This window comes from Acinetobacter sp. ANC 3929, from assembly GCF_000369405.1.
Classification (GTDB): domain Bacteria; phylum Pseudomonadota; class Gammaproteobacteria; order Pseudomonadales; family Moraxellaceae; genus Acinetobacter.
In genome coordinates this window covers 131,030-146,734 of sequence record NZ_KB849994.1, presented here as the reverse complement: position 1 = coordinate 146,734, position 15,705 = coordinate 131,030, and the positions used below count along the sequence as shown (strand labels likewise).

Here is a 15,705-nt window from a genome sequence, read left to right as displayed (position 1 = left end):
AGTGATGATTTAAGTATGCTGCAAAATTATGTCAATTTGGTAAAAAAGCCCAAAAATATTAGGCTTTTTTAAATTTTTTTGGATTATTGTGGAATTTGTATCGCATTCATATATTTCAAGATGACTCGTTTACGGTATTGCAGCTTAGGGTCATTGCGATTGTCTTGATAATATTTAGGATTTGGCAATAATGCAGCCAAAAATGCAGCCTGCTCCCGAGTCAGACTTTTCGAACTTTTGCCATAATAAAATTGAGCTGCTGCTTCAACGCCATAAATGTTTTGACCAAACTCCACCGAGTTCATATACACTTCTAAAATACGGCGTTTCGACCACATCCGCTCCATCATCCAAGTTGCAACCGCTTCTTGACCCTTACGAATGAATGAACGTTTATTATATAAAAATAGGTTTTTTGCCAGTTGTTGCGAAACCGTTGAACCGCCAGCAACGAGCTCACCTTTTTCACTATTTCGCTCCAACGCAAATTGAATCCCAGCCCAATCAAAACCATGGTGGTGAATAAATTTTGCATCTTCACCCGCTAAAATGGCGCGTTTGAAATTATCACTAATATTGTCATAGTCACGCCATTCCTGTTTAATCGGCTTAAAGTCCGTTAAATAATCCCAACGCATAAACATCGTGGTTTCAACAGGATGTGTCCGCCACCAGACCAAACTACTAAAGATCCAAAGTTGGATCAGTAGAATGACGCCGATAATCAACATTACTGCGCGTGCTAAAAAGGCTTTCATTAAAGTGCATCACTCCATCGTGCAACAAATTCATGCTAAGCTATTTTTTATATCAATAACTAGCGTAAACACATGACTGAAACGACTCCACCACAAATCAATCAAAAATTGCAAATACAAACCTGGTGGTTTACTGCGCTACTGATTGCAGTCAATGTCGGATTATTTGGCTGGCAAATTCTTTCAGGTGTGAATATTACCGACCCTGCCCCAGTAGATGCAATTGCTTGGGGTGCAGATTTTACCCCACTCACCTTCACTGGTGAACCAGAACGATTGTTCAGTAGTATGTTTTTCCATTTTGGCATGATCCATTTAATGCTGAATATGTGGGCACTGTATATCTTTGGCAGTGTTGCCGAGCAACTATTTGGACGAAGCTACTATATCGGTCTGTATTTTCTTGCAGGTTTGATGGGAAGTGTACTTTCAAGTTATTTAAGCATTCGTGATGGCTATGAACTGTTGCAACATTTCGATCCCAACTTACTGCCACGTATCAGCGCAGGCGCATCAGGCGCGGTCATGGGACTTGGTGCTGCACTGACAGTCATTTCTCTTTTTCCTGCATTACCACAGCAACGTTTTTGGCTGGATAAAAAATCCTTGTTGATGATTATGGGGATTAACCTTGTATTTGGTTTTACGGTTTCAGGTATTAATAATGCTGCACATATCGGTGGCATGATCATGGGTGCTCTACTTGCAGCAACATGGTATTTCAGCCAAAAAATGCAAAATAAAGCGTTCTTTCAAATCCTTGCTTTAATTTTGGGTACGCTATTACTTGCTGCATTTTATTGGTATTGCACCACGTTAAGCACAGGACTCAATCCGTTATGGCATGAAATCCTGCGCCAGAATCAGTCAACATTTTAAGACTGATTCATTTCTCTTAAACTTTGTAGCGGTGGAATATCGCATAAATAACTGAGGCGATAACGACCGATCAAAGTACAAATAATCATCATGCCGAGCGGTAAAATCAACCAAATCTCAGGGTGCCATTGCACTGCCATTTGCATCCTGTGACTTGCAATCGCACTAATGACTTCAGCAAATAAACAAGCAACAATACCCGCTAACATTCCAATGAAACCAATCTCAAGACTGAGCATACGTTTGAGTTTATTCTTAGCAACACCAAATGAACGTAATAACGCAACTTCTTTACGACGCTCATCCATCAGCACATTTAAACATGCAATCAGTACCAATACACCAGAGAAGCCAACCAATGCGGCCAGTACCGTGACAATCTGTACCAGCACATTCATCAAGCGTTTCACTTCCTCAAGAATACGTCCAACATCGATAAATACTGTATTGGAGAATTGCTGAATCAGTTGCACCATTTTAGGTTGATCGGCAGGTGGTAAATAAAAGCTACCTAAATAACTACCAGCGTTTTCATCCATAGTTTTAGGTGAGAAGATAAAGAAGAAATTCGGACTAAAGCTTTCCCATTCGACAGTACGTAAGTTCACCACCGTTGCCTCTAATGTCCCTTCAGGTAAGCTAAAACTGAGTTGATCGCCAATTTGGATGCCAAGCTCATCTGCTGTTTTTTGCTCAACTGATACTTGCCCTGCTTTGGTAAAATGAGCGACACCTTGGGTAATCACATTGTCTTTGGGATAGAAATCTGCTTGGGTCAAATTCAATTCACGGCGCAATGAATTGTTTTGTTTGACTAACTCTGGCGCAAAGGCATGACCATTTTTAGCGACCAATCGCCCGCGAATATTTGGATATAACGGTGTCGCTTGCCAACCATTTTGTTCAATTTGTTGTTTAAACTGTGGCATATCAAACGGTGGTAAACCGTAAACAAATTGATTGGGTGTACCCACAGGTAATTGCTGTTGCCAACGTTGCAGTAGGTCTGTTCTTAATACACTCAATACCGTGATCAAGCTTAACCCCAAAGCCAAAGCAGTAATCTGTAAGGCGGTCTGATGAGGAATCCGGACATAGGCAGAAATAGGATGCTTAAGCTGTTTAATGGCTTTCAGTAACAACCAAATCACCGCATAAAGAATGGCGCAAAGCAACAAAATTGCAGTAAGCACTAACAGGCTGAGCTGCAAGTTATCACTCAACACCAAACTAAACATAATCAAACTGGCGATACCAATCGCAAACATAGCGAAATATGACTTACGCGAACGTTCTTGTTGGCGGATCACTCGAATCGGCGGTGTATTTAATAATTCCCAAATGCTTGGCAAAATAAAGCCAATCAACACCATCACACTGGTAAAAATCGCAATTGGCAAGGCATAAAGCAGATCTGCGACTGCGAAGCTCAATTGCAGTTGTGGAATCAGTTGCAGCATCAACTGCAATAAGCCATAGCCCAAAACAATCCCAATCAAACTGCCCAATACAATCGACAAGACACTAACGATGCCAAGCAAGACAATATAAGCCCATAAAATTTGTCGCTTACTCGCCCCTAAACAACGCATCAATGCAATATGATCTTGATTCTGCTGCACATAACGCTGACTGGTTAAAGCAATCGCAATACCACACAGCAATATGGTTAATAAATTGGCAAGCTGTAAGAAAGTATCCAGATTTTCAATCGGCTTCATTAAACGAGTATTGGATTGACTGGCATCTCTGAGTTTGAGCGAACTCTGTTCATTCTCCTCCAACTGTTGATCTGTCTGCTGTTCAACATCCTGTTCAGGATGCTGCGATTGCTTAAAAATCTGTTTATAGCGTTTGATTGCATCTGGCTCACCCGCGATTAACAGTCGATATTCAATTCGACTGCCCACCTGGACTGCATTGGTTTTCGCAATGTCAGCTTGGTGAATCATCACTGTGGGAGAGAAACCTGAGAATCCAGTCTCTTGGTTAGAATCACGCTCGATAATGCCTGTGACTTTAAATTGGCCATCAGCAATCGCAAGTGGCTCTCCCATTTTTGCCTGTAATAAATCCATCGCCCGCTGACTTAGCCAAACCTGTCCAGGCTGTATCGCTTGTACTTTAGGCTCAATCTCTAACTGACCACGTAACGGAAAATTTGCATCTACAGCTTTGACATTGACCATCACGAACTGATCTTGTGTATGCGCCATTGAGCTAAATACGGTGACAGGTGCTTGTTTCAACTTCAACTGTTCTGCCTGTTGCCGCCAATTGGCTTGAATCGGATCTTTATCCGATAGCACCAAGTCAGCCCCTAACATCTCAGCGGCTTGCAATGCCACCGCATTTTGGACTTGGGTATTACTAAACTTGAGCGCCGTAGTTGCACTGATTGCCAAAGACAATGCAATAATCAGCAGATATAAGCCCCCAGTACGAAAACTTTGTAAAAGTAAGGGTTTAAGGACTGAACTCATACCCCCTCCTGCAACTTGACGATTTCCTGAATTTGACCATCGGCAAGTTTGACATGACGTTGGCATAAGGCAGCCAAGCTCTGATCATGCGTTACTAGCACTAAAGTTGTACCGAGTTCTTGATTTAAATCAAATAAAAGTTGCTCAACCTCTTCCGCAGTTTGCCCATCGAGATTCCCTGTAGGTTCATCGGCAAAAATAATTTTGGGTTCAGCAATCAAGGCTCGTGCAATCGCGACGCGTTGTTGCTCTCCACCAGAAAGGACCTTCGGTGTTTGCGATGCCTGTCGAATTAATCCTACTCGCTCCAGCCACCCCAATGCTTTTTGCTCAGCTTGCTTAAAATTAAAATCAGGCTGCAAACGTAATGGCAACATCACATTTTCCAAAGCACTCAACTGCGGTAATAGCTGAAAAGACTGAAATACAAAACCAATATTTTCTAGCCGAACACGAGCCCGTTGTTCTTCGGTTAAGCTATGTACTGCCTCACCACAGACCCATAACTCCCCCAAACTCGGTCGATCCAGTGTCGCGAGAATACCTAACAAAGTTGATTTTCCCGAGCCTGAACGTCCCGTAATCGCGATTTGTTCACCTTGATAAATGTCTAAATCAATATCTTTTAAAATCGTAAGACTTTGCTGATTAATTTGAATATGTTGTGTAACTTTTTGGGCAGAGATAATCGGTTGTGGCATGATGTCACGTATCCTTTAGGACAAATTTGAAATACGATGCAAAAATCTAAAGTTATCTGGTCAGTATCAAAAGCAGTTGGGATCATCAGCATGTGTTTGATCCCGACATGGGTTTCAGCAAAGACTATTTTGATTTTGGGTGATAGCCTGAGTGCTGGTTATGGCATAGATGTAAAGCAAGGTTGGGTTCATTTATTACAACAGCGTTTAGACCAACAGTATCCGAAACAGCATAAAGTGGTCAATGCAAGTGTCAGTGGTGAAACCACCAGTGGTGCACTGGCAAGACTGCCAAAATTATTGCAAACCTATAAGCCTGAGGTGGTCGTGATTGAACTTGGTGGCAATGATGGATTACGTGGTCAACCGCCACAAATGATTCAAAAGAACCTTGCTCAATTGGTACAACTTAGCCAAAAACAGAAAGCCAATGTTTTACTGTTTGGTATGAAAATACCACCGAATTATGGGACAGCCTATAGTGCGGCTTTTGAAAATAATTACAAAATTGTAAGTCAGCAATATAAAGTGAAATTATTGCCTTTCTTCCTTGAAGGCGTGGCTGGACAGAAAAATTTAATCCAAAATGATCAAATCCACCCCAATGCCAAAGCACAACCAATCATGCTCAATGTGGCTTATCCCTACATTAAAGGTGCTTTATAAACGCTCATTTAATAGCGAACATGCTCTAACTGATATTTTTCTTGAAATAAACCACGCGTTCAGTTTCATGAAAACCTAAGGCCTGATGCATTGCATGACTGATGGTATTATCAATTGCTGCATCTGAAGCAAATTCAGTACATGCATATTGTTTTGCCCATTGTTCTACTTGTTGAATCAATTGAGTGGCAATACCTGAACGTCGATGTTCAGGCAGGACATAAATCCCTTCCAGAAATGCCACAGGTGAAGTTTGCGTACCGTTCACATATTCATGTCGAATTGATGCTTCTAACATTGCAATCGGCTGTTGCATTTCTGAATATGCCAATAACTGCAAAGTATCTGTTCGTGTAAGTAACTGACGCATTTCCACTAAATGCGCATCTTCATGATCAGGCCAAAGCAAGCTTCTTAGCTGTAGCCAATCTGATAATTGTGATTCAGATATCGGCATAATATTCATAGTGGAGCTGCTCTTTGATTGAAACATCCAAATTTTATCAACGATGGATATAAAGCATTAATGATAAAAGAATGGCGAGTTTCTCAACTCGCCATCTGCTTTAAAAATCAAAAAAAGTTACCTCACCCGTTTCAAGCGAATATTCTGCACCAACGACAATCATTTTACCTTTTTCAATCAGGCTTTCTAACACGGCAGAACCGTGACGAAGTTGATTCACTGAAGCAAATACATTTGAACGAACTGCATGCGCCGAAAGCTTTTTCAAATCATTTTTCAATTCAGTTTGCATCAAAATTTCAACCGAAGGGCGAACACGGTTCACAATCGACATTAAATTCGATGAAGGAGGATGATCAGGATGCATCAAGGTATCAATCGTGGCCTGAATCGCACCACAATGACTATGACCAAGTACCACCACAACTGCACAATCATAACGTTCTGCAGCGAATTCAACACTTCCAACCTGTGAAGGTGCAACAATATTTCCTGCAACACGAATCACGAACAAGTCACCCAAACCTTGGTCAAACACCATTTCTGCGGGTACACGTGAATCAGAACAGCCTAAAACAATTGCAAAAGGATTTTGATCACTTGCCATCTCGGCACGTTCTTGGTGAGATAACAACTTTTGTTGAACTGCTTCTCCTTTTACAAAACGGGCATTACCAGCTTTTAAACGTTCTAATGCTTCTTGTGCGGTGAGCATGCGTGTATCCATTTGTGATTGAGCTAGCCAAACAGTTTAATGTGCGCCTGTTTGAAAGTCACTGACAAAAACAGAATCTCTCAATCAAACTTGCAATCTTTTGATTGCGAAAATCGTAGAAAATTGATGATTTCATTGGCAAGAATTTCCATACATCTGTAAATTATGCAAATGACTCCTGTAGCGTCTTCCCTAATAATCAATATGTTTAAAAATAAATCAAGGACAGAACAATGAACATGACAAATCGATTTTCCTTTCCCTTTCGCAAGACCTTAACCGCCGCTTTGCTTGCTTGTAGTTTCACAACAGTTGCTATCAGCACAACACAAGCAGCAGAAATTGAGATGAGTTTTCAAAATGTTCTACAACAAGAACGTGCATGGGCTGGCCTACAAACCAAGACTCTAAAAGTGGGCGATATCACATGGTCATATAGTGAAGGTGGGCAAGCAGGAAAACCGATTGTGATTTTGATACATGGTTTAGCTGGAAGTCGCGACAACTGGAACCGTGTCGCACGCGCGCTCACAGCAAATTATCATGTGGTGATTCCAGATTTGCCAGCAAGCGGTGAAACACAGGTTCCGAAAGACTTTGACTATTCGGTTCCAAACGTGACAGAAAAATTGCGTCGTTTTGTCGAAGCAGCGAACCTCACTGGACCCGCACATGTCGCAGGTCATTCATTGGGTGGCTCAATTGCGATGCTTTATGCAGGTCAATATCCGTTTGAAACCAAAAGTTTGTTCTTGATTGATGCAGCTGGTGTTTATAAGTCTGCCACCACCCCTTACTTAAAAGATCCAAATCAGTTGAAAAACATGATTGTGAGCAAGAAAGGTGACTTCAACTTCTTAATGCAACAAGCTATGTATACTCCACCTTTCATTCCTAAGGAAATTGCCCAAGCGCAAGAGAAAATGATGATTGGCCAGATTGAGCAAACCCAGAAAATGGTCGATCAAATCATTGCACTCAATAAGTTATATACACCCGATTCATTTGCCTTACTTGCGCGATCAATTGATGCACCAACACTCATTTTATGGGGCAAGCAAGATAAAATTATCAATGTCGAGGTTGCACCTGAGTTAAAATCACTGATGAAAAATGCGCAAACACCAGTGATCTTGGATAATGTTGGACATATGCCAATCTTAGAAGCAGATCAATTGGTGGTTCAGCAATACTTACCGTTTTTAAGCAAGATTCAGGCACAAAAACCTGCAACTGCGCCATCACCATAACTTTGAAGCAATAATTTGAGATTTTATGTCTAAACATCCAATGATAGAACAACTGATTGATGCACAACTTGATTTCCTTGATGCAGAGTTTGCTCAAGCAGAAACCATTCAACTTGAGTTTAAACAGTTCTATCATTGGTTGCGTTTACAACAGCTACAGCATATTTGGTCATTTCAACAAATTTTTGATCTGATCGAAAAACAAATTTTAGCTACACCTGCCAGCTCATTTTTAGTTGAACAGATTGCTGAACATATCCGCTTTGCCTTGATCCATCCTGCCAACGATCAAACTAGCATTGAAGATGTCATTCCTGTGCTTACCATCGACTCAATCGCACAGTATGTGGCGAGTAAAAGTGGTCATCGCCAACGTTTGATCAAAACCATTGTCAATAATCCTGCTTTCTCAGCACTGATTACGCAACTGATTCAGCATTCCATTCAAGACTATTTAGATAACTCCATGGTGTCTAAACGGGTTCCTGGTGTTGGGCATTTTATGAAAATGGGTAAATCGGTTTTAGAATCAGTGACTGATTCCAACCTGAATGACACGATTGGACATTACCTGCAAAAGAATATTTTAAAAATTAGCCAGATGAGTGAAAAAGTCTTAAATCAACATTTTAATGACGATAAGCTCTACCATTTCCAAGCCAACCTTTGGCATAAAATTAAAGTCATGCCTTTATCGGTATTGCGTCATTATATCGAAGTACAAGATTTGCCTAAAACAGTGGGCATGGGACATGAGATTTGGGATCATATTCGTCAAACGCCTTATCTCAAACAGCAAGTGCACGATGGCGTATATGCATGGTATGCACGTAATCAGGAATGCACTTTTGACCTGTTATTGCGTGATCTGAATATCGATGAAGAATTGATTCAAAATCAGTTGACCTACCTGCTCTCACCAGTTTTACAGCAAGTCATCCAAACAGGTTATTTAAGACAACGCGCACGCACGTATTTAGAAAAGTTTTATTATTCTGATCAAGTCCTTCAAATCATAAAATCAGAAGGATAAGGCATTTGCTGCCCTATCCTTTCTTTATTGTCATTTAGAAGCTATAAGTCAAGCCAAGATTGTAACGGCGACCATCTAATACATAATTGTAGGTTGCTGTATCAATCTTTTTATCAAATAAGTTATAGATCCCTGCTGCAACTGCGATATTTTGTGTTGGCTTAAAGTTTACACCGACATCCACCATGGTATACGCAGGTTTACCTTTCGCCATTGCAGTACGGCTCAAGTAATCTGAGGTTTTACTACGATAGTTGACACGTCCCCAGCTTGAGAACTGGTCATTGATTTCCCAATCTGCCGTTGTATTGAACATATGCTTAGGCATTTCATTTAAAGGCTTGCCTTTATTGATACCACTCTTCTGTTCAGTATCGGTAAAGGTATAGTTCGCACTCAAATTCACATTCGGTAAAACTTTCCAACCAAAGGTTGCTTCTGCGCCGCGCATACTCGCCTTATCGACGTTTTCACGTAAGCTGACAAAGTCGAACTTCTCACCCAACCAATCACACGCCAATGTACCAGATGCTCCTTGGCAAGTTCTTACTTCAGTGATCTTATCTTTAAACTCACTATTAAACAGCGTTAATCCAGCAGTCAAGTTATCCAAATTATCCCAGTTGAAAGAAACCTCATAGTTGACACTTTTCTCAGGTTTTAAATCTGGATTCCCGACAATCACGCCTTTACTCTGCCCACCACCCGTTGCTTGGCCCCATTCGGCTACAGTGGCACGAAGAGCTGGTGTTTTATAACCTGTTGACACACCACCTTTAATCACCCAATTGTCATTTAAACCCCAAACACCATAAACTTTCGGGCTCCAGTGATCGCCAAACTTTTCATCTTTATCTAAACGGAGTGATGTAGTTAAAGTGAAATCGTCCACAATGTTCCAAGCATTTTCGGCAAATAATGCCCAACTGTAACGATCAAGGTTTGAAACTGGTTTCGCCCCACCCACACTTAACTGGTTGCCTTTGTCATCTAGTTCTTCTTTTAAATACATACCACCAAAGCTCAAGCTATGACGATCAAAATTAATTTTATTAATGGTATTAAAGGTCGTGTTCGTTGCTTCCATATTACGTGATGGATTTTCATTTTCTTCACGTTGAATATATGAGTGCGACTCTACAGCACCAATCTTGCCACGATGGGTTAAGCTATATTCAGTACGATAATAATCAGTAAGCGAATTAGCAGGTTTGTTTCGTCCAGTTTGTACTGGGGAAATGCTCTTTCCAACCGTTGCATCTCGATTTTGAATTGAACGTTGATATTCTAAATCGATGGTGTGATCATCATTTGGCGTCAAACTAAATGCAGCCCCACCCGCACGAATTTTTTGCTTGCTATAGCCCCCATAAATTTCATCTTCATCACGTTGAGAATATAGGCCATTGGCTTTAAACGATAAAAGGTTGGCAATTAAAGGCCCTGCAATATAAGCATTGGTTTGGTATTGATTACCTGAATCATTATTCTCTTGTAAGGTGGTATCAAGTTTAATTGATCCAGTCCACTCCTTTACATTTTTCTTGGTAATGATGTTAATCACACCACCCATCGCATCTGAACCGTACAAGCCAGACATTGGGCCACGAATCACTTCAATACGTTCAATCGCACCAATATTGGGTAACCAACCTTGCTCAATACCTGAGTTATCGCTATTTGGACGTACAGAGCGGGTATTTACTTTTTTTCCATCAACCATAATCACGGTATAAGCACTGCCCATACCGCGGATACTAATATCACTTGAACTACCGCCCCCTGTTACGACCACGCCAGGTACATCTTTTAAAGCATCGGTTACATCACGATATGCTTTTTTATTGATTTGTTCTTGTGTCAGTACCGAAATCGAGGCTGCCGCTTTTTTAATATCTTGTTCAAAGCCACTTGCAGTCACAACAATCTTGTCTAATTGCACTGCATCTTTATTGGCTTGAGTTTCTGCTGCATGTGCAACGGCCATCATACCGCTCAACACAGAAATTGTGAGTAGTGATTGACGTACTATTGTATTAGACATATTCCCACCTGATTCAGAAAAAATCTTAAGATTTGCTTAAAAATTCACGAGAATTCTAACAAAAAACAAATAAAACTCAATAAAAATGATAATTATTATTATTTATATATTCACTTTATTTTGCATACATCTTGTTATGAAATAAAGAAAAATGCCTTATTTTTTGACCAACCAATAAAAAAAGCCCTCGAAAGGGCTTTTAAAAATACAGTAAATTTCCATCAATTATTTGAAATAAGCGCCTTCTGCTTGCGTATGATCGGTTTGATCCACCACACGCTGTAGTTCAGGTACGTGCTGTCTCAACGTCGTTTCCACACCCTGTTTTAAGGTGACATCAATCGCAGAACAACCTTGGCAACCACCACCGAATTTCAATACAGCAGTAAGACCGTGTTCTGGATCATTATTCACTTCTACCAAACTACAATTACCGCCATGCCCTTCAAGACCTGGATTAATTTCAGATTGCAATACATACGTAATACGCTCTTCAATTGAAGCATCTGGACCGACACGTGGCACTTTAGAGTTTGGTGCACGGAATGTTAATTGACCACCAAAACGATCTTTGTTGTAGTCAATTACAGCATCAACCAAATACGGAATTGATGGCGCATCAACATAAGCAGGAAAATTAGGATAATCCTGTTTATAGTCTGTTGGCACCACTTCTTCAGGCGCACTATATGCCATACAACATTCAGCACGTGGAGTACCTGGATGCTCTACAAAAACACGAACGCCAATTCCTGGGGTATTTTGCTTTGCTAATAAATCACCTAAATACTCTTGTGCAGATGGAGTAATTAAAAGGTTTGGAATTTCTTCTGCGACAGCAGTGTTGGTGTTCTCAGTCGACATAACAATAATCCTCAAGCTGATGTCGTTATATTAACCGAAGATGGAGGGTAAAAAAAAAAAATCAACCATTTTTGTAGGAATTCTATGCAAGAACATTGTTTATTAAGTTTTTAATGGCATTATTGCTTAGACACTGATCAATTTAAAACCTATATGTTACATCTACCCTTTGGTCACACTGTGACTCTCATCATTATTACTGTTGCAATCTCCTTATTGGCCTTCTCCAATCAGGCTGTAATGAACCGTTTGATCTTTTGGCCTCCTGCAATGCAACGGGGGCAATATGACCGTTTTATCACGCATGGTTTCATTCATGCCGATGGCACACATCTATTGTTCAATATGATCACGCTGTTTTTCTTCGGCAATATTATTGAAAGCTTCTATCGTCAGTTTTTCTATGACATGGGCTTTGTCTTATTTTATCTAGGTGGTCTGATTGTTGCCATTTTACCGAGCTATCTGAAACATCGTCATGATGCACGATGGGCGAGCTTAGGTGCTTCTGGTGCAGTTTCAGCAGTACTGTTTGCCTATATCCTATTCCAACCGTGGAACTTGATTTTTGTGTTCTTCATTCCTGTTCCTGCAATTATTTTTGCCATTTTATATGTGGCCTATAGCATCTGGTCTGGCAAACGCGGCAATAGCAACATCAATCACAGCGCGCATCTCTGGGGTGCTGCCTATGGTGTCGTGGTGACCATCATCTTAGAACCACGGGTCGTTCCACATTTCTTGAATCAACTCACCAAAATCCCATTTTAAATTATCTTAGAAATAAGCCCCTGTATTGGGGCTTTTCTTTTTTTAAGATTAACAATCAAATTTTAATTATTTTTACCATAAAAATCATCTCTCTAAACTCGCCATAATTCTTTTATAAAATACAGCTGATTCTAATGTCTCATAACAGCCTTCTGAGCACACTCTCTATTGCACTTTTTAGCCTTTCAATTTCAGCGTGCAGCAATAATGATTCTGATGATTCAAATACCGTAGTTGAAACCAAGAAACAACCCAATGTTTTATTCATCATGGCCGATGATTTAGGTTATTCAGACTTAGGCACTTTTGGTGGGGAAATTCATACCCCGAATATTGATGAATTGACCCGAGCAGGTCGCATTTTAACGGATTATCATACTGCACCCACCTGTTCACCAACACGCTCACAATTAATTTCTGGCACAGACCACCATTTAGCAGGTATTGGTGCAATGGCGGAACTTAATAAGCCTCACTTACAAAAACAACCGGGTTATGAGGGCTATTTAAATGAACGCTCTCTTTCCATTGCCGAAGTTCTTAAAGACAATGGCTATCGTACCTATATCAGTGGCAAATGGCACTTGGGTCTAACCGATGCAACCAATGCGCATGCCAAAGGTTTTGACCACTCCTTTACCTTGTTACAAGGCTTAGACTTGCATTTCAAGCAAGCACCAGCAGCCTATAAGCGGAATGCAACATACACCGAAGATGGCAAACAAGTCCCGATTTCATCCTTACCTGATAATTTTTTCTCGACCGATTATTACACGGATAAACTCATTGACTATTTAGAGTCAGGCAAAAACTCTGGAAAACCGTTCTTTGCCTATGCTGCTTACACCGCACCACATTGGCCTTTACAAGCACCTGCTGAATATCGTGATCGTTATCGTGGTGTTTACGATGTAGGTTACGACGTGATTCGCGATGCACGCATAGCCCGTCAAAAACAACTCGGATTAATTCCAGCAAATTTTAAAGCAGCTGAACCAATCGCCACACAAAATGCCCCAGAAAAATATGGTAAATGGAATGAGCTTTCAAGCGAACAAAAAGCATTAGAAGCCCGTAGAATGGAAATCTACGCGGGTATGGTTGAAAATCTGGATGCCAATATCGGTCGTGTCATTCAATATCTGAAACGTAATAACTTATATGACAATACGTTAATTTTCTTTGTTTCAGATAACGGCGCAGAAGGCTTTATTCGTGGCAATTATGGTGCCGAATCGGGTTTTGATAATAGTGTCAATAATGTCGGCACCTCGAGTTCCTACCACTATGTCGGGCCACGTTGGGCAGAAGTCAGTGCTGCACCTTTCCACCTATGGAAAGACACTGCTGGTGAAGGTGCAACCACTGCACCTGCAATCGTAAAACTCCCACATCAAACCAAAGCTCAAACAACCCATCACGGCTTTGCTTCGGTGTTAGATGTTTTCCCGACGGTTTTAGATTACGCCAATATTGCAGTGCCACAAGGTCAATATAAAGGCCGTCAGATTAATACGCCAAGCGGCTATTCATGGAAATCTGTGCTCGAAAATAAAGCCGCAACCATTCGTCCAGTCAACTTTAGTTTTGCTGATGAATTACATGGCAGTAAATATGCACGCCAAGGAGATTGGAAAGTTGCATTACAAGGTACGCCAGAACTAGGAACTGGCACTTGGGAACTATATAACCTCAAAAATGATCGTGGTGAAACAGAAAATCTCGCTAAAAACAATCCTGAAAAACTGCAAGAACTTGTAAATATATATAATCAATATACGCAGAAAAATGGTGTTAAGGAATATTTCCTTAAATGAAGTGGATGACCTTTTTAGTTTCACTCAGCAGCCTGTCGCTTGTGACAGGCTGTAGCAAAGTTAAGCCTGATCATATAAGCCATACTCGTACGCAAAGCAGCTCGCTAGCTCAGTTGGGTTCATTGCAGCAATGCAAAAAATATTCAGGCGTACCTGACGCATGGCAAGACAATAAAACTGCAGGCATGGTGTGGATTCCTGAAGGTTCATTTCAATTGGGATCAAATCTTGCCTATCCAGATGAGCTGAATTTTGGAAAATCACAACGTCAGGTGAAAGGGTTTTGGATCGATCAAACCGAAGTCACTGTGGCCCAGTTTTCCAGTTTCGTCAAAGCAACGGGTTATATCACTGATGCAGAAAAACAGAAACAAGCTGCAGTATTTTCTCCTGATGTGAATAACCCAAATCAATGGTGGCAACTGAAAGCAGATTACACCTGGAAAAATCCCAACGGTAGCGCAGGTCAAGCCCCTCTTCCCTCTGAGCCAGTTCGCTACGTCACCAAGAATGATGCAGAACATTATGCAGTTTGGTTAGGTCGTGATTTACCCACAGAACAAGAATGGGAATATGCTGCCAAAGCAGGCTCCAAAACAGATACCCCCTTACATCAAGCGCCACAGGATGCACATCTACATCCGCAAGCCAATTATTGGCAAGGTGAATTTCCACAGAATAATACCGCTGAAGATCATTTTGCAGGGATAGCGCCTGTGGGCTGTTATGCCGCCAATGCATTCAAGTTATACGATATGATTGGCAATGTCTGGGAATGGACTTCTTCCGTTTATCATGGTGCACATGATCAGCACATGGGCAATTACGCTGATTTACGTCAACAAAATACTACCGCAACCCAGTATGTCCTTAAAGGCGGGTCTTTTTTATGCGCATCAAACTTTTGCGCTCGTTACCGCAATAGTAGCCGTTATCCGCAAGAATTTGATTTGGCGGCAACGCATGTCGGGTTTAGAACCGTTTTTCGCACAGCGGAATGATACAAATCTCTGCTAAAAACCTCTGCATCATTGTTACCCCTGACAATCATCATGACGGGCGTGGTGATTTCTGCCCTCCTAGACAAGCAGAAAAGGGATGCAACTAAACCCCAACATGCCTAAACCTTCTATCAGTTTAGGCATGTTGCTTTCAAAGCTTAATGAACTTTAAATACTCATTTCATCTGATAATTGCATAAGAAGTCACATTTTTTTAATTTAATAATTTCATTTAGTTAAAATCCATATAAACTATA

14 protein-coding genes are annotated in these 15,705 nt (G+C 40.9%); 7 read left to right on the top strand and 7 right to left on the bottom strand.

Features of this window, described 5'->3' with window-relative positions; genetic code table 11:
• Positions 1-83: 83 nt before the first annotated feature.
• Entirely contained in the window at positions 84-758 is a 675-nt protein-coding gene (mtgA, locus tag F909_RS18950; RefSeq protein ID WP_005145038.1) for a monofunctional biosynthetic peptidoglycan transglycosylase, read from the bottom strand.
• A gap of 72 nt (positions 759-830) precedes the next feature.
• On the opposite strand from mtgA, the gene F909_RS18955 reads away from it, so the two are divergent.
• Positions 831-1,637, top strand: coding sequence for a rhomboid family intramembrane serine protease (locus F909_RS18955; RefSeq protein ID WP_005145036.1), 807 nt, complete (start codon positions 831-833; stop codon positions 1,635-1,637).
• On the opposite strand, the gene F909_RS18960 is transcribed toward F909_RS18955, so the two are convergent.
• Positions 1,634-4,120 (bottom strand): ABC transporter permease, encoded by a 2,487-nt coding sequence (locus tag F909_RS18960; protein ID WP_005145034.1) that lies wholly within the window; start codon positions 4,118-4,120, stop codon positions 1,634-1,636. The two genes, F909_RS18955 and F909_RS18960, sit on opposite strands and share 4 nt — an antisense overlap.
• Entirely contained in the window at positions 4,117-4,821 is a 705-nt protein-coding gene (locus F909_RS18965) for an ABC transporter ATP-binding protein (RefSeq protein WP_005145029.1), read from the bottom strand. Before F909_RS18965 ends, F909_RS18960 begins: the two co-directional genes overlap by 4 nt.
• A 36-nt stretch (positions 4,822-4,857) precedes the next feature.
• On the opposite strand from F909_RS18965, the gene F909_RS18970 reads away from it, so the two are divergent.
• Positions 4,858-5,487, top strand: a complete 630-nt coding sequence (locus F909_RS18970; RefSeq protein WP_032877464.1) for an arylesterase — start codon at positions 4,858-4,860, stop codon at positions 5,485-5,487.
• A 25-nt stretch (positions 5,488-5,512) separates the two neighbouring features.
• Here the strand turns inward: F909_RS18970 and aac(6')-I are convergent, their stop codons facing one another.
• Together aac(6')-I and F909_RS18980 are read right to left on the bottom strand one after the other, a co-directional pair.
• Positions 5,513-5,953, bottom strand: coding sequence for an AAC(6')-Ighjkrstuvwx family aminoglycoside N-acetyltransferase (aac(6')-I, locus tag F909_RS18975; protein ID WP_005145021.1), 441 nt, complete (start codon positions 5,951-5,953; stop codon positions 5,513-5,515).
• A gap of 100 nt (positions 5,954-6,053) precedes the next feature.
• Complete coding sequence (locus tag F909_RS18980) at positions 6,054-6,668, bottom strand: carbonic anhydrase (RefSeq protein ID WP_005145019.1); 615 nt, start codon at positions 6,666-6,668, stop codon at positions 6,054-6,056.
• A gap of 233 nt (positions 6,669-6,901) precedes the next feature.
• Here F909_RS18980 and F909_RS18985 point away from each other — a divergent pair, with 233 nt between their 5' ends.
• The gene (locus F909_RS18985; protein WP_005145018.1) at positions 6,902-7,918 is read left to right on the top strand and encodes an alpha/beta fold hydrolase; all 1,017 of its coding nucleotides are present in this window, start codon (positions 6,902-6,904) and stop codon (positions 7,916-7,918) included.
• Between the two features lie 25 nt (positions 7,919-7,943).
• On the top strand, positions 7,944-8,951 hold the full coding sequence (locus tag F909_RS18990) for a hypothetical protein (RefSeq protein WP_005145017.1): 1,008 nt from the start codon (positions 7,944-7,946) through the stop codon (positions 8,949-8,951).
• Between the two features lie 34 nt (positions 8,952-8,985).
• Here the strand turns inward: F909_RS18990 and F909_RS18995 are convergent, their stop codons facing one another.
• Both F909_RS18995 and nfuA read right to left on the bottom strand, forming a co-directional pair.
• Complete coding sequence (locus tag F909_RS18995) at positions 8,986-10,995, bottom strand: ligand-gated channel protein (protein WP_005145016.1); 2,010 nt, start codon at positions 10,993-10,995, stop codon at positions 8,986-8,988.
• Positions 10,996-11,220: 225 nt separating this feature from the next.
• On the bottom strand, positions 11,221-11,859 hold the full coding sequence (nfuA, locus tag F909_RS19000; RefSeq protein WP_004652044.1) for a Fe-S biogenesis protein NfuA: 639 nt from the start codon (positions 11,857-11,859) through the stop codon (positions 11,221-11,223).
• A gap of 153 nt (positions 11,860-12,012) precedes the next feature.
• Here nfuA and F909_RS19005 point away from each other — a divergent pair, with 153 nt between their 5' ends.
• The 3 genes from F909_RS19005 to F909_RS19015 all read left to right on the top strand — a co-directional run bounded on the left by F909_RS19005 (position 12,013) and on the right by F909_RS19015 (position 15,448).
• A complete protein-coding gene (locus F909_RS19005) occupies positions 12,013-12,630 on the top strand; it encodes a rhomboid family intramembrane serine protease (RefSeq protein WP_005145015.1) in 618 nt (205 codons plus the stop codon).
• Between the two features lie 134 nt (positions 12,631-12,764).
• On the top strand, positions 12,765-14,447 hold the full coding sequence (locus F909_RS19010; protein WP_005145014.1) for an arylsulfatase: 1,683 nt from the start codon (positions 12,765-12,767) through the stop codon (positions 14,445-14,447).
• Complete coding sequence (locus tag F909_RS19015; protein WP_005145013.1) at positions 14,444-15,448, top strand: formylglycine-generating enzyme family protein; 1,005 nt, start codon at positions 14,444-14,446, stop codon at positions 15,446-15,448. The genes F909_RS19010 and F909_RS19015 overlap by 4 nt, the downstream gene beginning before the upstream one ends.
• The last annotated feature ends 257 nt before the right edge of the window (positions 15,449-15,705 follow it).